The sequence below is a fragment of the Prevotella sp. LCP21S3_D2 genome (assembly GCF_052118345.1).
GTDB lineage: Bacteria > Bacteroidota > Bacteroidia > Bacteroidales > Bacteroidaceae > Prevotella.
This window is the reverse complement of record NZ_JBQKHJ010000036.1, coordinates 1-23,027: the sequence shown is the minus strand read 5'-3', so window position 1 is coordinate 23,027 and position 23,027 is coordinate 1. Positions and strand designations below refer to the sequence as shown.

The window sequence follows — 23,027 nt, the reverse complement described above, 5'->3', positions numbered from 1 at the left end:
AGTATTTTTGGTATTTTCTCGATATTTTGTTGTACCTTTGCACAAAATTAATAATAAATTGCAAGAAAATGGGAAAGATTATATTGACGGGCGACCGTCCTACAGGCAAACTTCACCTGGGTCACTACATCGGCTCTCTGCAGCGCCGAGTACAGCTTCAGAATGCTGGTGACTTTGACAGAATGTTCGTATTCATGGCAGACGTTCAGGCTTTGACAGACAACGCTGACAATCCTGAGAAGATTCGCCAGAACATCACAGAGGTGGCACTCGACTATCTTTCTGCGGGTCTCGACCCACAGAAGTGTACTCTCTATATCCAGAGTATGATACCGGAGTTGGCAGAGTTGACTACTTATTTGATGAACCTCATCTCAGTATCTCGTGTTCAGCGTAACCCAACCGTGAAGACGGAGATCAAGATGCGCAACTTTGAGGCAAACATTCCGCTCGGTTTCTTCTGCTATCCTGTGAGCCAGGCTGCCGACATCACCGCTTTCAAGGCTACAACCGTACCTGCCGGTGAGGATCAGGAGCCTATGCTGGAGGTGACCCGTGAGTTGGTTCGCCGCTTCAACCAGACTTATGCGCCAGTATTGGTAGAGCCAGAAATCCTGCTTCCAGAGATTGCCTGCTGCCGTCGTCTTCCAGGAACTGACGGTAAGGAGAAGATGAGCAAGAGTCTCGGCAACTGCATCTACATGAGCGATGACGAGAAGACCGTCTGGAAGAAGGTGAAGAAGATGTCTAACGGTGAGCCACGCATGAGCATGGAAGAGCCTGGACATCTGGAGGGAAATGCCGTGTTCACTTATCTGGAGGCATTCTCTACTCCTGAGGATTTCGCTGAGTTCTGGCCAGAGTTCCAGAATCTGGACGAGTTGAAGGAGCAGTATGTGAAGGGTGGTATCGGTGACGGTACCTGCAAGAAGTTCCTGAACAGCGTGATCAACAAGATGCTCGATCCAATCCGTGCCCGCCGTCATGAGTTTGAGCAGGATATCCCAGAGGTATTCAACATCCTGAAGAAGGGTAGTGAGGATGCCCGCGAGTTTGCAGCCCAGACCATGGACGAGGTTCGCAAGGCGATGCGCATCGACTACTTCAGCGATGCTGCCTATATTGAGGAACAGGCGGCGAAATTTAAGATTTAATTTATAATTAATAATTTATAATTAATAATTAGGCTTTCGCCATTTTCAGAATGTACATTCTTAATTATTAATTCTTAATTATGAATTCGCGAATATTACAATTAGCGGTACCGTCGATAATATCCAATATCACGGTACCGCTTTTGGGTTTGGTGGATGTCGCCATCGTGGGGCATATCGGCGATGCGGCTTATATAGGAGCCATTGCCGTGGGCTCGATGCTCTTCAATGTCATCTACTGGCTCTTCGGATTCCTGCGGATGGGAACCAGCGGAATGACTTCGCAGGCTTTGGGCAGGAGAGACTTGCCTGAGGTGATGAGACTCCTGATTCGTTCCCTGGGCATTGGCGTAGGGATAGGACTCCTGTTCTTTATCCTTCAGAGATGGCTCATCGGCTGCGGACTGTGGGCGATGTCGCCGGAAGCGGATGTGGTGGAGCTGGCCCGCAGATACTGCTATGTCTGCATCTGGGGAGCGCCGGCGGTACTCGGTCTCTATGGCTTCACCGGCTGGTTTATCGGTATGCAGAATACCCGTATTCCGATGGTGGTGTCTTTGACACAGAATGTGGTGAACATCGTTGCCTCCCTGGTGCTCGTCTTTGTTTGCAGGATGACGGTAGAGGGCGTGGCACTCGGAACGGTCATCGCCCAATGGTGGGGATTTCTGATGGCATGCGTGCTCTATCGGCTTTACTATCGCCGGTTGGGCAAGTATGATTATCGCCAGCATCTCTTCGACTCTGAACCGCTGAAGCGATTCTTCTCGCTGAACCGGGATATCTTTCTCCGTACCTTATGTCTGGTGGCGGTGAATCTCTTCTTTACGGCAGCAGGTTCGAGGGAGAGTACCCTGGTGCTGGCTGTCAACACGCTGCTGATGACGCTTTTCACCATCTTCTCCTATTTCATGGATGGCTTTGCTTATGCGGCAGAGGCATTGAGCGGCAAGTATTACGGAGCCGGCAACAAGGTGGCATTCCGGGAGGTGGTCAGGCGGACGATGGGGTTCGGCGTGGTTGTAGCCATCCTTTTCACCTTATTATATATAATAGGTGGCGAGAACTTCCTGGCTTTGCTTACCAGCGATGAGCGGGTAGTTGCAGCATCGGGCGAATATCTGGGGTGGGCAGTACTCATTCCTTTGGCAGGCATGTCGGCGTTTGTCTTTGACGGCATCTTCATCGGCATCACCCAGTCGAAGTCTATGCTTTGTTCTACTGCCATTGCCTCAGCTTCGTTTTTCGGAATGTACTTCGGTCTGCATCCTCTGCTGGGCAATCATGCCCTGTGGCTAGCCTTTATTCTCTACCTCGTTTTGCGGGGTATCGTATTATTCGTCATTTACCGTAAGAAACTGCGGTAAATGGCGAATTATGTTTTAATAGGATATAATATTAGAAATAACGCACATCGTTCTCGAAAAATTGCACACTTGAAATATAGTGTGCGCATTTTTTAGAAAAACTACATTAATATAGTTTAAAACTTAGGCTTTTATTCTTTTTCTTAGCATAATTTTCGTACTTTCGCAGAGCAAAATTAAAAATAGTACAGAGTAAAATGACAGCAGAAGAATATTATCAGCAAGGTAACGCCTGGCGGAAGAAAGGCGACTTTAAGCGTGCTCTTGACTCCTATATGGAGGCGATAGCGCTGGACCCGGAGAGTCCGGCAGTAGCGGCAAAGGAGATGCTGGATGATATCATGAACTTCTATTGCAAAGACTACTACAATCCATAACAACTGGCATGTGGACAGCGGCAGTTTGATTACTCTTTGAGTAAAGATAATTAGAAAAAGATTAGAATATGAGTAAGATTAAAGGGGCTATTGTAGTCGACACCGGGCGTTGCAAGGGATGCTCGCTCTGCGTGGAGGCTTGTCCTCATCATGTCATCGCATTGGCTGAGAAGAAGGTCAATGTGCATGGTTATCGCTATGTAGAGGCGGCTGTGCCTGAAGCATGCGTTGGCTGTACCTCGTGCGCCATCGTCTGCCCAGACGGTTGCATCACTGTTTATCGAAAGAAGGAGGACTAAACAATGGCAAATCAAGAAGTAACATTAATGAAAGGCAATGAGGCGATAGCCCATGCCTGCATCAGATGTGGTGCGGATGGCTTTTTCGGCTATCCTATCACACCTCAGAGTGAGATTATAGAGACGCTGGCTCTGCTCAAGCCATGGGAGACATCAGGTATGGTGGTTCTGCAGGCTGAGAGTGAAGTAGCAGCTATCAACATGGTTTATGGTGGAGCCGGCGCAGGCAAGCGTGTGATTACCACTTCGTCAAGTCCGGGTGTGGCTTTGATGCAGGAGGGTATCTCTTACATGGCAGGCGCTGAGATTCCGGGCGTCATCGTCAACGTGCAGCGTGGCGGTCCGGGACTGGGTACCATCCAGCCTTCGCAGAGTGATTATTTCCAGGCTACCCGCGGCGGTGGTAACGGTGACTACAACGTCATCGTTCTGGCTCCGGCTTCGGTTCAGGAGATGGCAGACTTCGTAGATCTTGCCTTCAACCTTGCCTTCAAGTACCGTAACCCGGCGATGATCCTGAGCGATGGCGTCATCGGACAGATGATGGAGAAGGTGGTGCTGCCACCTATGAAACCTCGCCGTACCGAGGAGGAGATTGCGAAGGAATGTCCTTGGGCTACCATCGGCCGTCCTAAGAGTCGCCCTGTCAACATCATGACCTCTCTGGAACTCAAGCCAGAGGTGATGGAGCAGCGCAATATCGCCCTTCAGGAGAAATACAGGAAGATTCGTGAAACGGAGGTTCGATATGAAACCGAGCAGATGGAGGATGCCGACTATGTGATCGTAGCCTTCGGAAGTGCGGCACGTATCGCCGAGAAGAGTATCGAGAGTGCACGAGAGCAGGGCATCAAGGTGGGACTGTTCCGTCCTATCACCCTCTGGCCTTTCCCTGAAAAGGAGATTCATGAACTCGCCAAGACCAAGAAGGGAATCCTGGTTGCCGAGGTCAATGCAGGTCAGATGGTTCAGGATGTGCGCCTGGCTGTGAATGGACAGACTCCTGTTGAGCACTTTGGCCGTCTGGGCGGTATCGTACCGGAGCCAGAGGAAATCGTTGAAGCGCTGAAACAATTAATAATTTATAATGAATAATGCACAATTAATAATGTACAAATAATAATGAATGATAAGCCTTCGGGCAAAGGCGTATGCCTAATTATACATTATAAATTATAAATTAAACATTAAATAAAATGAATGATATAATTTCACCAGAGAATCTGGTATATAAGAAGCCTACGCTGATGAACGATACCCCGATGCATTACTGTCCGGGCTGTTCGCATGGCGTAGTTCATAAGCTCGTTGCCGAGGTCATCGAGGAGATGGGCATGGAGGATAAGGCGGTGGGTGTTTGTCCGGTGGGCTGTGCCGTATTCGCTTATCGCTATTTGGACATCGACTGGCAGGAAGCAGCGCATGGTCGTGCTCCTGCTGTGGCTACGGGTATCAAGCGTCTGTGGCCAGACCGTCTCGTCTTCACCTATCAGGGTGATGGCGACCTGGCGTGCATCGGTACCTGCGAGACCATCCACGCCCTGAACCGTGGTGAGCACATCGCCATCATCTTCATCAACAATGCCATCTATGGTATGACCGGTGGACAGATGGCTCCAACCACCTTGCTGGGTCAGAAAACCGCTACCTGTCCTTACGGACGAGAGGCAGACCTTCATGGTTATCCACTGAACATCACCGAACTGGCCAGCCATCTGCAGGGCACCTGCTACGTAACCCGCCAGAGTGTGGAGACCGTGGCAAGCATCCGCAAGGCAAAGAAGGCCATCCGCAAGGCGTTCGAGGCAAGTATGCAGGGCAAGGGTTCCAGCCTGGTAGAAATTGTTTCTACCTGCAACAGCGGCTGGAAGCTCTCACCTGTTGAGGCTAACAAGTGGATGGAAGAGAACATGTTTAAGCAGTATCCTAAGGGCGACCTGAAGGATACAACAAATTTGTAAGAACAATGAAGACAGAAATCATTATATCCGGTTTTGGTGGTCAGGGTGTCCTTTCGATGGGAAAGATCCTGGCCTACTCAGGACTGATGGAAGACAAGGAGGTGACCTGGATGCCTGCTTATGGTCCGGAGCAGCGTGGCGGTACAGCCAACGTGACGGTCATTGTGAGCGACAGCCGCATCTCTTCGCCTATCCTGAGCCATTATGATGTAGCCATCGTGCTCAACCAGCCATCGCTCGATAAGTTTGAGCCAAAGATCAAGCCCGGCGGCATCCTGATTTACGATGGTTATGGCGTGATGAATCCTCCACAGCGCAAGGACATCACCATCTATCGCATTGATGCGATGGACAAGGCTGCCGAGATGAAGAATTCAAAGGTGTTCAATATGATTGTATTGGGCGGACTGCTGAAGGTTTGCCCAGTGGTGAGCACCGACGGTTTGAACAAGGCACTCTACAAGTCGTTGCCAGAGCGCTATCACAACCTGATTCCATTGAACATGAAGGCCGTGGAAGAGGGTATGAAAATCATCGAGAAAGTAGATTAATAATTATAGATAAGCCGTATGACTAAAAAATCCAACTATCTATTGTCCCTCTTCGGGGCACTCTTACTAACCTCATCCCTTCAGGCTCAGAGCCTGTTGCCGAAACCGCAGCAGGTTACGATGGGCAAGGGCGTATTCAACACCAGCGACGGTGTGAAAGTAGAAAACCAAGTAGGCGCTGATGCCGAGAATATCTATACCAAGGCATGGAATGTCAAGGTGAATGATGCAGCCAAGCGAGTGGTGAAGTTTACCAAGCTCGCCAATGCATCTTCGCCAGAGGCATACAAGCTTCATGTGGCATCTGATGCCATTGAAATCAGTGCCGCCAGCAGCGAAGGCTTCCTCCGTGCCTGGCAGACCATGGAGCAGCTTACCACCAAGAAGGGCATTGCATGCTGCGACATCGTGGATGCACCAGCCTATAAGTGGCGTGGATTGATGCTCGATGTTTCCCGTCATTACTTCCCTATCTCCTTCCTCAAGAAACAGATAGATGTGATGTCGGAATATAAGTTCAACCGTCTCCATATCCATCTGACCGATGCTGCCGGATGGCGCATCGAAATCAAGCGCTATCCTCGACTTAACAACTTTGCAGCCTGGCGTTCGGGTAAGTTGTGGAAAGACTGGAATGCCAATGGCAACAAGTATCTGGAGCAGGGCAGCGAGGGTGCCGAGGGTGGTTACTATACCCAGGATGAACTCCGCGACCTGGTGAAATATGCTGCCGAGCGTGGCATCACCATTGTTCCGGAAATCGAGATGCCGGGTCATTCTGAGGAGGTGCTTACTGCCTATCCAGAGTTATCCTGTACCCATGAGCCTTACAAGCAGGCAGATTTCTGTCCGGGCAACATCGGTACTTACGATTTTCTGGAGAATGTCTTGAAGGAGGTGATGGATATCTTCCCATCTCATTACATCCATGTGGGTGGCGATGAGGCTGCGAAGAAGTCATGGGGCAGTTGTGCCCTCTGTCAGAAGAAGATGAAGGAGCTGGGCATCGACAACGTGGATGGATTGCAGGCTCATCTCATTTCCCACATGGGCAAGTTCCTGAACGAGCATGGCAGACAGCTCGTGGGTTGGGATGAGGTGATTGCCGGAAATCTCTCCAAGAATACTACCGTGATGGTTTGGCGTGGCACCGAACTGGCACACGAGGCGATCAAGCATGGCTACGACGTGGTGATGTCGCCAGGAGCTTACTGCTACTTTGATATGTATCAGGATGCGCCGGGCACCCAGCCAGTGGCAAATGGCGGTTTCATTCCTACCGAGAAGGTGTATAGCTACGTGCCGGGAAGCGATCTTCCTGAGGCTGAACGCAATATGATTACGGGTGTGCAGGCGAATCTCTGGACCGAGCATATTCCTACTCCAGAGTATGCCGAGTATATGCTTTATCCTCGTGCCTTGGCTCTGGCTGAGATTGGCTGGAACGGAACCAAGACCAAGAACTATCCTGAGTTCAAGACCCGTGCCCTGGCGCAGGTGGAACATCTGAAGGCTGAAGGCGTAAATCCATTCGAGCTGAAGAAGGAGATTGGTGAGCGCAAGGAGAAGATGAAACCGGTGCAGCATAAGGCAGTGGGCGCCAAGGTTACCTATAACCATGCTTATAACCGCTACTATCCGGCAGCTGGTGAACAGACGCTGGTGGATGGCAACATGGGCGGTTGGGCTCATGGCGACGGACGCTGGCAGGGCTTTATCGGCAAGGATTGCTTCGATGTTACCATCGACTTGGGTAAATCTACCAAGATCAACAGTGTAGGCACCGATTTCATGCAGAGCAGCGGTCCTGAGATTTTCTATCCTTCTCAATATACCGTATCTGTAAGTGAGGATGGTAAGAACTTCACCCAGGTATTCGATAAGAAGTATGAGTCGAGCAAGGAGCCGATTCTGAATTTCAAGACGCTAACCTGGAAGGGCAGTAAGACCGCCCGCTACATCCGTGTTCAGGCAAAGCCAAGCAGCTTCGGCGGCTGGCTGTTTGTTGATGAGATAATCGTGAAATAATACGCCCTGAACCAACGGTCACCGGTCGAAGGGAAAGTCATCATGTGTGTCTGAAGTTGACTATGTAATTTAGGAAATTGATATGATTGAAATTAGACATATTGAAGAGAAGGACCAGCAACAGTTGGCTCATGTCATCCGTTCTGTTTTTGAGGAATATGGCGCTCCGCTGGTCAATACCGTGTATGATGACCCAAGGACGGAGCATATCTTTGATGCAATGGCTGGGAAGAATGCCGGCTATTGGATAGTTGCTGACGATGGGGTTGTTCTGGGAGGCTGCGGTTATTATCCCACGGAGGGATTACCGGATGGATATGCAGAACTGGTGAAGTTCTATCTGTCTCCTTTAGTTCGTGGGCAAGGCAATGGATCTGTTTTGTTTTCGCAGGCCATTGAAGGAGCCCGGAGGGCTGGTTATAGTCATCTGTATATCGAGTCATTCCCACAGTTCTCAGATGCAGTAGCCATGTATGAGCGTCATGGCTTCAGGCATATTCCTCTGCGCCTTGGTGACTCAGGACATACCGCCACCACCATATTTATGGTAAAGGAGTTGTAGAGCAAAGCATGTGAATATAGACTCTTTAAATCACAACTGCAAAATAGAATCTCCAGAGAGAAATCGAGTAGCTTATGCTCCTTGGTTTCTCTCTTTTTTTGTTTTGTTTGATCAGTTAAGTGACGTTTGGGATTTCAAATAGCGTTTTGAAAATACTTTTTTATACAAAATATTGCCTGAATTATTGGGTATTTTCAGAGAAAAGTTTTATTTTTGCTTCATTCTAAAATAACATTTTAATTTCGGGTGATTATGAAGAGGTGTAGTTTTGAGATAGAAACGTTTTTCAGAGTACCTTTTGATTATGAAAATTGGTACGAAACCATGACGGTGGAATTGACAGATGAGCAGTTTAACCGTTATTGTGATGCCTTGCGATGATGGGAAGCAACAGATGAGTGGAAAAACTGGGATATAGAAAATGGTGATGATTATTTTATTCACAGAGATCTGCCGGATATTTGGCAGTTGCTTGTTGAATTCGCGGAATTCGCGCGAATGAAAAGTGTGTTAAAAGCGTTAAAACTTGGAAAAACGGACAAAATTATGTCTAAATCCCTTGGAAAAACGGACAAAATGCATCCGTTTAATATTAGAAAAGAGGACAAAAAATGATTAAGCGTAAGATAGACAGATATTTAGCTGACTTTTTCGATACCCATAAGAAAGCGTTGATGTTGACAGGAGAAAGACAGATAGGGAAAACATATTCTATCCGTCGTTTCGGTCATGAACATTTTGAAAGATTCGTTGAAATCAATTTCATTGAAAATCCGGGTTTGGTAAAGGTCTTCAGCAAGGCGAAGAACTGTCAAGACATCTTGTTGCGTCTCTCCACAGTGACCAGTCAGGATTTAATAAAGGGTAATACCCTTGTGTTTTTTGATGAAGTGCAGGAATGCCCGGAAATTGTAACTGCCATCAAGTTTTTGGTGGAGGAGGGGAGTTATCGCTATATTTTAAGTGGTAGCTTATTGGGTGTGGAAATTAAGAATCTCCGTTCAGCTCCAGTGGGATATATGGATGTGAAAGATATGTATCCGCTTGATTTTGAGGAGTTTGCAACTGCCGTTGGTATCAACGATAGAATTATAGATGTTTTGAGGAAACATTTTACAGAAGGGACGCCTGTAGATGAATTCATCCATGAAAAGATGATGGAGGTATTCCGCCTTTATCTTATTGTAGGTGGAATGCCTGCAGCTGTTGATAAATATCTGGCTACCAATAATCTGCAAAATGTAATGGCAGAGCAGCAGGCTATCATACGTCTTTATAAGCAGGATATAGCGAAATATGACCCTGACCATAAATTGTATATTCAAGAAATCTTTGACAGGATTCCTGCTGAACTTGATGCCAAGAACAAGCGTTTCATATTGAAGAACCTGAATGAAAACATCAAGTTTTCACGTTATCAGAATAGTTTCTTGTGGTTGAAGGATGCTGGTGTAGCTTTGCCGGTATATAATGTTGAGGAGCCTACTGTGCCTTTGATTTTGTCGAGCAGCCGAAACTTATTCAAGCTGTTTATGGCAGATATTGGTCTTTTGGCAAGTCTTTATGCAGATGGCATCCAGCTGAAGATTTTGGATAACGAACCGTCCATCAACTTTGGTTCGATATATGAGAATGCGGTGGCACAAGAACTCCAGGCGCATGGCTTCCAGTTGTATTATTATAACAACAAGCGGCAGGGTGAACTGGATTTTGTGATAGAGCAAAATGGTGAGATGTTGCCTTTAGAGGTTAAATCGGGCAAGGATTATGAGCGTCACAAAGCGCTTACGAATGTGATGAACTCTACAACCTATCAGGTTTCAAAAGCCTATGTGTTGTGTAACGATAATGTGAAGAAGGTGGAAAAAATCACTTATCTCCCTATTTATATGCTGATGTTTATCAAGAATGAACAGAAACTTCCTACCCAATACACCCTTGATTTAAGCGGACTGGTTTAAGGAGTTGGTTTAACTAACCTTTAAATTTTGGAGTACCTTTTGATTGTGAGAATTGGTACGAAAGAAACAACTGAAGAATGGATGAGTAGGGATGATGTAGATGGGGAAGGTGACAACAAACTAAAAGCGTAAACCTGATTTTATTTAGGCTTACGCTTTTGCATGTTGTAGTTCTTTTAAGAGTATTGTTATTCACAATGGTATTACTCGCATTGGTGGAAGGGCATTTTATACGGATAATCTCCAATGTGCTGTTAGTTTATCCATCCAAGCAGGGACACCAGATAGGCGTTCCAGTTGATGGCAATTTCGTTTGAGGCATAGCTGCCGACGTTATCCTGGTAGGATTCATCTGGAATATTGGAAGCATAGGCTGGTACGAATTCTGCATCTTCCTGTCCCTTGTTGGCTCCTCCAGCCACAAGACCAGGTACTGGTTCCTTGATATTGTCGGCTGCAGAGATACGGTGGTGGATATTCATGACCCTCTGGGTGCCGAAGCCTGTCAGGTAGCAATAGCCTGTGGCGTTACGTCCAAAGAAATAATCTAAGGTAGAAAGGGCGGCTTGCCTATATTTGTTGTCCTTTGTCAGGGCATACTCGTACATTTGGGCAATGCCTCTTCCCAGGCAGCTTTCAGAGTTGCTTCCCCAATGGAAGTCTTGGGCATTGTTGCCGAAGATACTGTGGAATGAAGAGGTAGCCAGTTCTTGGATATCCTCATCACATTTTTTCTTAAGAGATTCTTTGATCTCTTTCATAGGGAGCTTGCCGGCATCTGGGGTGCCAAGGAGTTCCTGGTTTACCCATTGGAAGATGCCCAGGCCTGCCACGTTACCCCAGGATGGAATGCTGAATTCATCCGGAACAAACTGTTTTGCCTGTTCCAGGTAGGATGTTTCAGAGGTTGTGAGGTATAGTTCTGTAGCAGCCCAGAAGAACTCGTCTTCTGTGTGGTTGTCACCATAACCACCCGTTTGGATGGCTGGCGAGAAATTCTTGTTGTTTCCATCCTGGTCGTAATAGACAGTGGGGTGTTTAACAGCCCATGCGTATGCTTTTTCTGCTGATTCTATGGCTTGTTGGCAGAAGCTTTGGAACTCAGGGAATCTTTGGTAGATTCTGGCAGCCAGTGCCATGGTGGCAGCAAAGTCGAGAGCAGCGGTGGTGGTTTTCTGTACCACATAACGTTGCTGCTTGCAGTCCTCTGGCATCACGAATCCCTCAAAGTTAGGGGTGGTGAGTTTATGATATACTCCTCCATCGGTTGGATCCTGCATGGTGAGCATCCACTCCAGATTATACATCATCTCATCCAGGATATCCGGTATCTTATTGTCGGATTCCGGAATTTGAAGATTGAGAGAATTGAATCTATCCTGATGGGGCTGGTAGGACTGCAGAATCAGTCCGAGGGTAAATCCAGAATTGACGATATACTTGTTATAGTCGCCAGCGTCGTACCATCCCTTGGGAGAGGATATGATGGTTCCCGCAGGTCTTTTAGGGGTTGCAGCCGAAGGATGCACCATGACATGAGAGTCCAGGTGAGCTGCCGGGCGTGCGTACTCGCCAGCATACTTTCTTTCCAAGCTCTCCCCAGAACGCTGATAGTAATAGCCTTTGATGGATGCTTTCAAGGCTTCCGTATAGGGATCGCTGGAAATGATGAAGCTTTGTTGATGTCTTCCTGCTACCAGGGTATATCTGCCAGGCTTGGTGATAGAGGAGAAGTCTATCTCCTGGCGGATCTTGCTGGAGAATGGGGATTTCTTGGTGGTTGCATGTTTTGTGCGCCAGACGGTTTTACCCTCTTGGTCTCTGATGAGGAAGCTTTTGGTCTTTGCCTCCGGCTCAATGGTTGCTATCTTGCTTTCATGGATCAAATAGCCAACCTGGTTAACCTTGATGGGATTCTTCTCTGAAGAAGCTGGCATCGTTACTGCTGTCAGCAGCGCCATGGTGGTTAAGATTACTTTTCTCATTTTGCCTTGTTTTTAAAGTGTTATTGTTGTTTTATGCTTATTGTCTGCAAAGATAGTTATTTTAGTTGGAAATTGTTTCTGTTTTCTGGATTATTTTTGCTTTTAGTATGGTTTATTCTTTGTTGAGCCTTTTTGTTTCTATGGGACGGAACGTTTTAGGTCTCGTTCCGTCCCATATTATCATTTCCAGATATAGGTATTGAAAGAATGAGGTGTAGCCTTTACGTTCAGGAACTTCTTGCCTGCCTTAACAGTCAGAGCTGCATCTGAATCTGTAAAGTTGCCCACTGTCACTATATACTGACCTTTTTTATCCTTGAACACCACGACAGGGGTCTTGCTGTATTCACGACCTGCATACGCCAGCATCTGGGTGCCCTTCTGTACGAAATGGCAGAAGTGCTTATATGCATAATACTCTGCCGTATATCGCATTTTGCGGGTTTTACCATCTACCTGGATTAAGGCATTCTGGGTCCAGCCCCATGGCGAGATGCCGTTGTCCTTCAGGATGAAGTTCCAGTTATAATACTCATCACAGCCGTTTCCCAGATTATCCGCCAAGAGGAAGAAGGTATGCTCTCCAGCCTTCCAGTCCATGGAGCCGTTTCCGCATTCACTCTCGCTCACCATGAAGCGATGGTTAGGATAGCGCTTGCGCATTTCCGGAAGATTGTTTCTGCATTCCCATTGGGTTCCGATTCCCTTTATGTTAGCCTGGAGAGTCTTGTCGTCCAGAATCTTCTCCACATAGTCGAGTCGGTTGGTGTTGAAGGTTCCTATCCATAAATCCACCTCTGGATGCTTCTTGGCAAGGGTAGGAGCGAGATATTCATTGTTGAATTTCAGGGTTCCTTCTGCAGTCCACGCACATCCTGGGTATGGAGTATAGGAGTAGGCTTCGTTCTGGTACATTACCTTGGTGATAGGCAAGCCTTCCTCCTTATACAGCTCGATGAATTTGCAGAACATATCTGCGTAGCACTGCAGATAACGAGGGTCCTGAATGAAAAAGTCCTGAGTGGCAAGGCGGCGTGGGAACACTCCATTACGGTCGCCAAGGAGTTTCATCTCATCAGCATCCACCTGCCTGCCATCGTCCATATAGAGCAGATAGCTCTGACGGGGATCCATTTTGTTATATTGGCTTGGGGAAACTGGATAATCGTGGTTGATCTTCATCCATACAGGTGGGCTCCATGGCGACATGAAGAGTTGCAGATTGGGCTGATACTTCTGGGCCGCACGAGCCAGAGGAATGATGTTGCGCTTGTCGTGTTCTATATTGAAGTACTTGAGGGCGAAATCTCCATCCACATCGTCACAGCTATACCAGGCACGGGCATAGTCGTTGGCATTCATGGAAACTCTGCCGTTGGTAAACTTGAGGTCTCCTTCTGGAGAATACAGGTTATACATCACCTCATCCTGTTCCTTTCTGGTAAGCATATTGAATGCATCCCAGTCCAATTCATTGAATGTTGTACCGAAAGCTACGAATCGGGTTCCCTTGCTCTGTTCATTTACCTCGGCAACAACCTTTCCTGTGGCTTTGCCTGCCAGGGCAGTCTGGGATTTTTTCCAAGACTGCTCCTGGGTTGTTGAATACGATGTTACTTTCTGGGCGCTCATACATGCGCATGTCATCAACATGACAGATGTTAAGATAATCTTTTGCATAGTTGCTATTAATTAACGTACAAAAATTGTTTCACTGATTGTCTTGTCAAATTTTGAAGAAGAGACGGTGACGGTTGCTTTTCCTGGTTTGTTCCCACTTCTAATTACTACGATGGCTCTACCCTTATAGGTTGTTACCTTGGAAGAAGTCTTTGGCTCAAGATCCTTGAGATTTGCCGATGCAGCAGCAAGAAGCGTTGCCCTTCCCTTGACATCCACGTTTAATGGTATGTTGGCATCAGGTACTATGTTGCCGTTCTTGTCTATTACCTCCAGGGTGATATATGCAAGGTCCTCGCCGCTAGCTAGAATATGCTTTCTATCAGCCGTGAGCTTGATGGAAGCAGGTTCTCCGCTTGTCTGGAGGATGCTTTCCTTCACTTCCTGTCTATTGGCATCGAGAGATACGGCTTTCAGAACGCCTGGTTGATAGGGCAGTGTGATGACTGCCTTATACTCGGTATCTATGCCAACTTGCTTCTCTGCAACAAGCTGATCGTTCAGATACAGGCGGACTCTTGGAGACTTGGAGTAGATTTCCACATCGATATTCCTGCCTTCCCATCCCTGCCAGTTCCAGGATTCCCAGGTAGGCCATACCGACCATTGGGTTTCTGAGATATGCCCTTTGTAGTAGAAGTCAGGCTCCTTTACAGCAAGATAGATATCTGGTGAACCATCTTTTAGATTCCAGAGCATGCTGCGATAGTGGGAGATAGGCTTTCTCCATCCAGTGAGGTCAACATCACCGCAATAGGCTCCATGATAAGGGTAGTGATTTTCCTGATAATGCTCTTTTCTGGATTCGCCTTCATAATGGAACTGTCCGATGGCTGATTCTCCCAGATAATCCAATCCTGTCCAGACCATATCTCCGATGATGTAAGGGCGCTCCACGGTATGCTTCCAGTTGGCAAAGGCATCTTTTGGATAACTTTCTGTCTGCCACATCACTCTTTCAGGGCATCGCTCGTGGTCACTTTCTGCTTTGTGCATCATATAATTGTAGCCCACTATATCCAGAACCGCTGCATGAGGGTCGAAAATCTCCCAATCATGATCCCAGGAGCAGAGAGCCTCCGTTACTGGACGGGTGTTATCGAGAGATGTGATGACCTTCTTGAATTTCTGGGCGGTTTGAATCACCTTGATTTCCTTGCGTTCTATTACCTCGTTGCCGATGCTGTAGGAAATGATGCATGGATGGTTACGGTCGCGGAGTACCATGGCTTTGAGATCTTCCTGGTAGCAGGAGTCTATGGCAAGATGATAGTCATATTTGGTCTTCTCTGTATACCAGCCGTCATAGGCTTCATCTATGACCATCATACCCAGGCTGTCGCAAGCATCGAGCATGGCTCGTGTCTGTGGGTTGTGGGAAGTACGGATCAGATTGAATCCTGCTTCTTTCATCAATCTTACCTTGCGGATTTCTGCAGCGTCGAATGCCATGGCGCCAATCACTCCATTGTCATGGTGGACACAAGCTCCATTGATAAGGGTAGGCTGGTCATTTAGCAGGAACCCTCTTTGGGCATCATATCTGAAGGTACGGATGCCATGCTTGACGTTCAGTTCTCCCACTTGAATATCATAGAGCTTGGGATGTGCAGGAGACCATAGTTCCACATTCTTTAGCACTCGTCTCTCATTGAGCTTATCCTGATAGGTAATGCGGATTGCTGCAGAGTCGGCATGTGTGCCATCTTTAGACATACCATAGATCTTTTCTGTTTGGATGAATAGCTGCTGAGGGGCATCCATTTTATTCTCATGGTATTTTTCCAGCCATACATGTCTATAGATTCCCGATCCACTATACCATCGGCAGTTGGGTTGCTTGGAATTATCCACACGAACAGCGATGGTATTGATACCTTTTTTGATATAAGGAGAGATCTTGACCTTGAAAGGTGTGTAGCCATAGAAGTGAGTGCCAACTTGGATGCCATTCACGAAAACCTGGCTGTTCTGGTAGATTCCTTCGAAGTGGAGCCAGAGGCTCTCGCCTTTGCCAGTTTTCAGGTCTGTATCCCTCACCTGCTTTCTATACCAGCCGATACCGCCTGGGTAGTATCCACCTCCATTCGAAGTAGGTGCATCAGCCTTGGGGCTATGATAGATATCCCAGTCATGGGGAAGGTTTACTCTTGTCCACTTGCCGTCATTACAAGAGGGAAGATGTGCTTCCTTCACATCCTGCTCTATGAATTTCCAGCCAAAATCAAAGTTCTGCACCTTACTTTGTCCACACGTTGGAGTAGTTATGCAGGCGACTACCCCAAGTGTAATGATTAAACGTTTCATATCTTTTTTGAATTTTAATTTAGTAAATGAAGAGTGGCTGCATGATAGTAACTGCCCGCTTCGTTTTAAAATGAAACAATAGACTGAATCCAGATGATGTAGTTTAAGGCTACTGATGCCATCGGTGGTCCTTTGCTAAGATTTGTTTTGTTGTTTATTGATTGCAAAGGTAGTAATTTTTGGTGGAATCGTATCTCTTTTCTGAAGATTTTTGCCCTACAGTATTACTTTTTCTTGTTTTTGTGATGGTCGTGTATCTTGTTTAAGTATTATTGCGTTATGGAAATAAGCAGAAAGAAAATTATTCAACCGTACAGGTCGAACATTTTTCCATCAAAAAAATACGTTATTTCGATTTTTTTTCGTAATATTGCACTCAAAAACAACATTAAAGGCTATTGATATGAAACGAATCTTTATTTCAATGATAGGTATCATCACATGTATGAACCTGATGGCACAAACTCCAGTCAGTTTTTATCCTCAGGAGAATACCCAAGACACCAACATCGATACACATCTGGTCATCGTGTTTGACAAGACTGTAAAGACTGGCAGCAAGGGCATAATCACTGTTACGGACAAGACAACTCGAAAGGTGATTGATAGAATCGACATGAGCATTCCGGCGGGACCAATCGAAGGACAGCCCAAGAATCCCAAAGCTGTCTATACTCCCGTTCCATATATATATAAGGTGGAGAATGTAACCAATCGCAAAACCCGTCCTGGAACTTCGTCAGGTGCAGCTAAGGAAGACAAGTGCAAGTATCAGAAGACCATCATTGGTGGCTTCTCTGATCCCTTTCACTTCTATCCGGTCATCTGTCACGGGAACAAAGCAACCATTTATCTGCATAACAATATGCTGGAATATGGACATGAATATGAAATCAAGATCAGCAAGGGTACGATTGAGGGATGGAATGGCAAGAAGTCATGGACGTTTAGGACAAAGAAAAACGCCCCTTCTGCAGATTTGCGTCATATAGTTGTGGCAGCTGATGGCAGCGGAGACTTCTCCACTCTGCAAGGTGCTATGGATTGGATACCAGACTCATTGCCTTCTGAAGGCTTTGCCCCCATAGATGAGTCGGCATCTACGGCAAATCTCCTGGAATTCAACAGCCATGACAAGGAAGGTAAAACTATAGATATCAGCAAGAGAAACAAGCATGTACGTCAGCTTGACGCCATCAAGGATGCTGAGACAATCGGAAAATACTCCAATGTAAGTTGGTTTTTGAATTGGTAAAAAAGGAGATTATTTATGTCACAAAAGAAGATATTCAGATGCCAGGATTGTGGGTACGAGACCGAAGTATATGAGGGACGTGGCTTCATGGGACAGCATATCGAAGCCATGTCTTGTCCAGACTGCAGGAACATAGTACCTCTAGTGGTGGGTGGAGTGATAGGTGATGCTGCACCTAGCTTCAACTCTCTTGTGGGAAGACTGTGTCTGAGATGCGGATCGGACAGAATTCACAGGTGGGATATGCACACCTGTCCCAAATGCGGAGGAAAGATGCACCCCACGGGTGAAGAAGAATTTTGGACATAAAAACTAGCCTTTGCAGGAAAAAGGAAATTCTTTTCTAAACCTGTTTTTCAATCCATGCCATCAATACCGCTACTGCATATTGCTGTTCTTCTCTTGTCAGCTGTCTTCCGGCAGGTATATGATGCCATTTGAAGAAACATCCACGGCAGCAGCAGCCTGTAGCATGCTGAGCTATAAATACAGGATGCCCTCTCATCGGCGTCTGCTTGCCGTCATTGGGAATCACGGCAGGAGCAAGACGTTTGGCAACGAAATCCTCCGCATGCTTACGGATGGTTTCCAGGCCCTTTTCTGCAATATATTCCTTATCCCTCTTCGAAAGGTGAAAACGGCTGCGGAATGCTGATTTGGAAAGTCTTTCAAACAGACCTGTCAAGTCATACTCTTTGTCTGTAGAGGTATGGTTTTCCTCGTTTTCTGAAGAGACAGTATCTTTCTGATAATTCTCTTTCTCCTCTGGAAATAAATTGAGTTCTACATATCTGGCATGGTTTGCCCTTGAATCTTTTTTCATATCTATTTATCTCCTATATCTGTTTCATCCTTGTAGCCAGAATTAACTCTCCACAGGGCGAGTTGTAATGTTGGATGTTTATTTGCTGCATTCTATCAAATACGATTAAACTTCTTGCAAAAATAATAAATATTCTCAGATTTCGCAAGATAAAGTACAATATGGCATTCTTATTTATAATATATTATACTTTTATTGAACTTTTCTTTGAGTTTTGTCATATTTTCATTAACTTTGCCAGCAAAACTATCATTAAGAGTGACCCTTTAAAATAAATGTATTATGCAGATATTATTGGCAAATGCCAAAATCATGTTTGATAAGGCAGATAGGGCAGCTGTCTCAAAGCCACTTTTCCAGTCTGTGGCTGAAATGTTGGCTGCAGAAATGGCTAAGCTGGACGTAGAGGAATTGGCTAGGCAACTTGATTGCAGCCACAAGATAGCTTTGGAAAACTGGAAACGCTATCGTAATTTTATGGCTGCAGAGAAGATGCCTGCCATATTTTCCTACAATGGACAGGCGTATAAGCATCTACGTGCCAACACCTTGGAAGAAGAATCCCTGCAGTATGCCCAGAAACATCTCTGGATTACCTGCTTTCTCTATGGATTGCTTCGGCCGATGGATGGCATCGTGCCTTATCGTATGGAGCATTGCGTGACGCTTGAAGCTACAAACGACAAGCCGGTCAATCAATTTTGGAAAGATAAACTTACCGATGTTCTTATCCACAGTGTGAAAGCTGACGATGGCATACTTATCCATCTCTCTACGGCAGAATATGAACATCTGTTTGATTGGAAGAGAATTTGCAGGGAAGTGAAAGTCATCCAGCCCCTCTTTTATGTTCGCCAGAAGGATGGTAGGCTGAAAATGCAGGCTGTGTGGGCCAAATCCTGCCGTGGAGCTATGGTGAGATACATTCTAAGCAACCAACTTGCTACTCCAGAAGAATTGGCAGCCTTCAGTTACGAAGGTTTTGAATACACACCAGAATTAGGAGAAGTGGCTTTTCCGCATTTCGTTCGTAATATAACAAAATAGTACTTTTTTACTTTTCCTACATCAAAGATGATATCTTGGAAGACAAGGGAGCGGACTAGGCAATGCTTTCGTCCGCTCCCTTGTTTAATTTAGTTTAAATCCTGAAAAATTCTTGTTTATCTCTAGGTAAAATTGTATTTTTGCCGTGGAGAAATCTATGTTCAGCAGTGCCGAACTTATATTCAACACTGCCGAACTTAAGTTCAACACTGCTGAACATAGATTCAACACTGCTGAACATAGATTTCTTCTAATAATAAAGACTATTATCCTTAAGAGTATAGATAAATGCATTTAAGGATGCAAACCATCTCTTCCAGGATTACGGTCTCTCTTTATAAATGATGATGTAGAACTTAATAAGGAAAGGAATCGATATGGCAAAGTACAAGTTGCAGGAGATGTCGGATGTTCATCATACCGGCAAGCGTAAGGTTTATCCCAAGATGGTAGTCAACCGCACTCTATCTCGCAAGGAATTCATCGAAAGGATGCAGGGTTATCATCGTGGTATTTCGGCAAGCACCACGGAGGCAGTGCTGATGGATGTGGAAGATATGCTTGTTGAGATGCTCTCCATGGGCTATAATGTGAATCTGGAGGGCCTCGGTACCTTCTCTCTATCCTTGGGCTTCGAGGATGACAAGCCTACGGAGATGCAGGGCGATGATGACAAGATGACCCATCGCAAGGTAGGCGTAAGAGATGTGAACTTCAAGGCATCTCCCGATTTCATCAAGTCTGTGAAGCTGGCAGCCGACCGTGATCTGGAGCGGGATATGGGTGGCGTAAAACAGATACTGAAAAAGAAATATACCCGAGAGGAGCGTATCGCCCGAGCCTTGGATGTCATCGATGAGAAAGGCTTCATCGGGCTTACCGACTATGCCTACATCAACAACTTGAGCCGCACAGCCGCCTCATTGGAGCTGAAGGAGATAGCCCATGACGAGACTGTTCCTATCCGCTCTGTGGGTCGGCACAGCCATAAGGTTTGGGTGAGGAGAAAAAAATAAGATAAAGTATGATTTCTCATCTTTTTCTTTGGTAGTTAGGAAATATTATTGTAGTTTTGCACAAAGAAAGAAAAAGTCTAAAAAGTAGTAGATATGGAACAGAAGAAGAAACGCGTATATCGCAAGCGCATCCCTTATGGCATGATGAATTTTGAGGATGTTAGAAAGGATGATTGCTATTATGTGGATAAGACTCCGTTCATAGAAGAAATGGAGGCAGCAAATAAGTTTTTCTTTTATATTCGCCCTCGCCGCTTCGGCAAGAGCCTTACCCTTTCTATGCTCCAGAATTACTATGATGTGAACCAGAAGGATAAGTTTGAACAGCTCTTTGGTGACCTTTATATAGGTAAGAATCCAACCCCGGAGCGTAATTCCTATTTGGTGCTGAATCTGGATTTCTCGGTAGTATCAGCTGGTATCGACGATTATAAGGATGGATTGGATTCTACGTGTAACATGGCTTATAATTTTTTCTGTGATGTTTATCAGCAGTATCTTCCTGAAAATATCAAGGAGGAAATGAACAAGCAGGAGGGGTGTATCGACCAATTGCAATATATCTGTAAGGAGTGTAAGAAAGTTGGTCAGCAAATCTATCTCTTCATAGATGAGTACGATCATTTTACCAATAAGATTCTTGCAGAGCCGCAATATATGACCAATTATCGCAAGCAGACGCATGGCGAAGGCTATCTGCGACTCTTCTTCGATGCGGTAAAGGCGGCTACAAGTACATCCCTGAAGCGTGTTTTCGTAACAGGTGTCAGTCCTGTGACGATGGATGATTTGACCAGTGGTTTCAACATCGGCACCAACTATTCCTTGAGCGCCGAGTTTAACGAGATGACGGGATTTACGGAGGAAGAAGTACGGGAGATGTTGACCTACTATTCTTCGGTTTGTCCTTTCCGTCATTCCGTGGATGAACTTATCCAGGTGATGAAGCCATGGTATGATAACTACTGCTTTGCTGAGGAGGTTTATGGAGAAACAACGATGTATAACTCAGTGATGGTGCTGTATTTCATAGACCAGTATATTAGTAGCAGATGTAGAATCCCGAAATATATGATAGAGGATAACATCCGTGTAGATTATAACAAGCTTCGCATGCTCATCCGCCACGACAAGGAGTTTGCCCATGATGCCAGCATCATCCAGCATCTGGTTACGGATGGATTTGTTACGGGAAACTTGAAAAGGGGATTTCCTGCCGAGAGTATCAACGATCCGGACAATTTCGTCAGTTTGCTCTTTTACTTTGGCATGTTGACCATTGATGGAACCTATCGTGGCAAGACCAAGTTTGTGATTCCTAACGAGGTGGTTAGAGAGCAGATCTATGCTTATTTGCTGAGCACCTATAAGGAGAACGAACTGGCTTACGATACCTATCAGAAGAGTGATTTGGAGAGTAGCTTTGCTTATGATGGTGATTATAAATCTTATTTCGGCTTTATAGCCGATGCCATCAAGCGCTATTCTTCTCAGCGTGACCGGCAGAAGGGTGAGTCGTATGTGCATGGCTTTACCTTGGCAATGACTTGTCAGAATATGTTCTATCGTCCAATCTCAGAACTGGACAACCAGGCTGGTTATGCCGACATCTTCCTGCGTCCGCTCCTGGAGAATTATCCGGATATGGAGCATTCATATATTGTGGAGTTGAAATACTGCAAGGCGGATGCCACCGATGAGCAGGTAGAGAAGCTGAGAGAGGCAGCTATCGCTCAGGTTAATCGCTATGCAGATAGTGATGTGGTGAAGACAGAGGTAAAGACCACCCGCCTTCACAAGATAGTTGTGATATTCAGGAGCGTGGATATGGTGGTGTGTGAGGAGATAGAATAATGTGTTTTGCTGCATTTAAAATCTGATGCTGAATGGCTTTTTTGTGTCTTAAAGCGAAGAAAGTCGTTCTTTTCTTTGGCATTACCAATTCTTTTCGCTAATTTTGTGGCGTTAATTTAAAAGAAAGGAATAAGATGGAAACGATTAATATTCAGTTTCAAGTACCTTCTACAGGTCAATATACGCTTGACGAATTTGTCGCTAAGCTCAAAGACTATGCTGATAAATTAGCCAGTTCTATCTCCAAATCAGGAAACAGTTACCAGGAAACTTATATGAGCCAGGCAGAGCAGGAAGCCTATGTGGCAGAAAGCCTCAACCGTGCTCTTGATGAACTGGAAGCTCATAAGAAGAATGGGACTAAGCCGATGGATGCTGATGAATTTTTGAAAAGACTTAGAGAAGAGGAGGCGTAGTATGAAGGTTAAGATTTCACTTATAATCTTTACCAGGAAGGAGATTCCATTATCATTGATTTGTTGACAATCTATGATAAAGGAGAAATCTCTAATATCACTGATGAGTTTATCAGTTTTTTGCTTGATAAACGTGAAAATGTCTAATACGTAGAATGTCTCTTGCTGCCCCTCAAAAAGTAGACACAGAAAGGTGGAAAACTGATGGAAAATGATTACCTTTGCAAGCAGATAGAGTTGTGTGCCCTGTAGAGAGGGCGTAGCCCGAACGTAAGGGCACACAACTTGCCGAAGCACGGTTATCTTATCGTCAAGTATTCACCAGAAAGGAAACTTTTTATGGCAAAGCATTTAAATCCATTGGAAAAGGAGTTCTTGATTCGT

20 protein-coding genes are annotated in these 23,027 nt (G+C 45.7%); 16 read left to right on the top strand and 4 right to left on the bottom strand.

Features of this window, described 5'->3' with window-relative positions; all coding sequences use genetic code 11:
• The first annotated feature begins 68 nt into the window (after positions 1–68).
• From trpS to ACTQ16_RS15095, 10 genes are all read left to right on the top strand, one after another.
• Positions 69–1,154, top strand: a complete 1,086-nt coding sequence (gene trpS, locus ACTQ16_RS15140) for a tryptophan--tRNA ligase (RefSeq protein ID WP_441938184.1) — start codon at positions 69–71, stop codon at positions 1,152–1,154.
• A gap of 80 nt (positions 1,155–1,234) precedes the next feature.
• On the top strand, positions 1,235–2,521 hold the full coding sequence (locus tag ACTQ16_RS15135) for an MATE family efflux transporter (RefSeq protein WP_441938183.1): 1,287 nt from the start codon (positions 1,235–1,237) through the stop codon (positions 2,519–2,521).
• 197 nt (positions 2,522–2,718) lie between these two features.
• The gene (locus ACTQ16_RS15130; protein ID WP_153126294.1) at positions 2,719–2,898 is read left to right on the top strand and encodes a tetratricopeptide repeat protein; all 180 of its coding nucleotides are present in this window, start codon (positions 2,719–2,721) and stop codon (positions 2,896–2,898) included.
• 68 nt (positions 2,899–2,966) lie between these two features.
• Positions 2,967–3,197, top strand: a complete 231-nt coding sequence (locus ACTQ16_RS15125) for a 4Fe-4S binding protein (protein ID WP_153126292.1) — start codon at positions 2,967–2,969, stop codon at positions 3,195–3,197.
• 3 nt (positions 3,198–3,200) lie between these two features.
• Positions 3,201–4,292 carry a 3-methyl-2-oxobutanoate dehydrogenase subunit VorB gene (locus ACTQ16_RS15120; RefSeq protein ID WP_441933206.1) on the top strand — a complete coding sequence of 364 codons (1,092 nt, stop codon included), beginning with the start codon at positions 3,201–3,203 and terminating at the stop codon, positions 4,290–4,292.
• Positions 4,293–4,393: 101 nt separating this feature from the next.
• Entirely contained in the window at positions 4,394–5,158 is a 765-nt protein-coding gene (locus tag ACTQ16_RS15115; protein ID WP_294972446.1) for a thiamine pyrophosphate-dependent enzyme, read from the top strand.
• A gap of 5 nt (positions 5,159–5,163) precedes the next feature.
• Positions 5,164–5,709 carry a 2-oxoacid:acceptor oxidoreductase family protein gene (locus ACTQ16_RS15110; protein WP_294972444.1) on the top strand — a complete coding sequence of 182 codons (546 nt, stop codon included), beginning with the start codon at positions 5,164–5,166 and terminating at the stop codon, positions 5,707–5,709.
• A gap of 18 nt (positions 5,710–5,727) precedes the next feature.
• Positions 5,728–7,737 carry a glycoside hydrolase family 20 protein gene (locus ACTQ16_RS15105; protein ID WP_441938181.1) on the top strand — a complete coding sequence of 670 codons (2,010 nt, stop codon included), beginning with the start codon at positions 5,728–5,730 and terminating at the stop codon, positions 7,735–7,737.
• Between the two features lie 82 nt (positions 7,738–7,819).
• Entirely contained in the window at positions 7,820–8,299 is a 480-nt protein-coding gene (locus tag ACTQ16_RS15100) for a GNAT family N-acetyltransferase (RefSeq protein WP_441938180.1), read from the top strand.
• A 611-nt stretch (positions 8,300–8,910) separates the two neighbouring features.
• Complete coding sequence (locus ACTQ16_RS15095; protein WP_441938178.1) at positions 8,911–10,260, top strand: ATP-binding protein; 1,350 nt, start codon at positions 8,911–8,913, stop codon at positions 10,258–10,260.
• A gap of 254 nt (positions 10,261–10,514) precedes the next feature.
• Here ACTQ16_RS15095 and ACTQ16_RS15090 read toward each other — a convergent pair whose 3' ends face one another.
• The 3 genes from ACTQ16_RS15090 to ACTQ16_RS15080 all read right to left on the bottom strand — a co-directional run bounded on the left by ACTQ16_RS15090 (position 10,515) and on the right by ACTQ16_RS15080 (position 16,232).
• Complete coding sequence (locus tag ACTQ16_RS15090) at positions 10,515–12,245, bottom strand: glycoside hydrolase family 9 protein (RefSeq protein WP_441938176.1); 1,731 nt, start codon at positions 12,243–12,245, stop codon at positions 10,515–10,517.
• Positions 12,246–12,425: 180 nt separating this feature from the next.
• Positions 12,426–13,925: a glycoside hydrolase family 30 protein gene (locus tag ACTQ16_RS15085; RefSeq protein ID WP_441938175.1), complete on the bottom strand. Its 1,500-nt coding sequence runs from the start codon at positions 13,923–13,925 to the stop codon at positions 12,426–12,428.
• Positions 13,926–13,937: 12 nt separating this feature from the next.
• A complete protein-coding gene (locus ACTQ16_RS15080; protein ID WP_441938174.1) occupies positions 13,938–16,232 on the bottom strand; it encodes a glycoside hydrolase family 2 TIM barrel-domain containing protein in 2,295 nt (764 codons plus the stop codon).
• A 403-nt stretch (positions 16,233–16,635) separates the two neighbouring features.
• Here ACTQ16_RS15080 and ACTQ16_RS15075 point away from each other — a divergent pair, with 403 nt between their 5' ends.
• A complete protein-coding gene (locus tag ACTQ16_RS15075; RefSeq protein ID WP_441938173.1) occupies positions 16,636–17,487 on the top strand; it encodes a hypothetical protein in 852 nt (283 codons plus the stop codon).
• Between the two features lie 15 nt (positions 17,488–17,502).
• The gene (locus ACTQ16_RS15070; protein ID WP_441938172.1) at positions 17,503–17,796 is read left to right on the top strand and encodes a hypothetical protein; all 294 of its coding nucleotides are present in this window, start codon (positions 17,503–17,505) and stop codon (positions 17,794–17,796) included.
• A 34-nt stretch (positions 17,797–17,830) separates the two neighbouring features.
• On the opposite strand, the gene ACTQ16_RS15065 is transcribed toward ACTQ16_RS15070, so the two are convergent.
• Positions 17,831–18,310, bottom strand: coding sequence for a DUF4186 domain-containing protein (locus tag ACTQ16_RS15065; RefSeq protein WP_441203571.1), 480 nt, complete (start codon positions 18,308–18,310; stop codon positions 17,831–17,833).
• 282 nt (positions 18,311–18,592) lie between these two features.
• On the opposite strand from ACTQ16_RS15065, the gene ACTQ16_RS15060 reads away from it, so the two are divergent.
• The 4 genes from ACTQ16_RS15060 to ACTQ16_RS15045 all read left to right on the top strand — a co-directional run bounded on the left by ACTQ16_RS15060 (position 18,593) and on the right by ACTQ16_RS15045 (position 22,643).
• On the top strand, positions 18,593–19,357 hold the full coding sequence (locus tag ACTQ16_RS15060) for a YaaA family protein (RefSeq protein ID WP_441938171.1): 765 nt from the start codon (positions 18,593–18,595) through the stop codon (positions 19,355–19,357).
• 377 nt (positions 19,358–19,734) lie between these two features.
• Entirely contained in the window at positions 19,735–20,373 is a 639-nt protein-coding gene (locus ACTQ16_RS15055; RefSeq protein WP_441938169.1) for a hypothetical protein, read from the top strand.
• A gap of 93 nt (positions 20,374–20,466) precedes the next feature.
• Positions 20,467–22,227, top strand: a complete 1,761-nt coding sequence (locus ACTQ16_RS15050; RefSeq protein WP_441938167.1) for an AAA family ATPase — start codon at positions 20,467–20,469, stop codon at positions 22,225–22,227.
• 134 nt (positions 22,228–22,361) lie between these two features.
• Positions 22,362–22,643: a hypothetical protein gene (locus ACTQ16_RS15045; RefSeq protein ID WP_441938166.1), complete on the top strand. Its 282-nt coding sequence runs from the start codon at positions 22,362–22,364 to the stop codon at positions 22,641–22,643.
• Positions 22,644–23,027 lie beyond the last annotated feature (384 nt).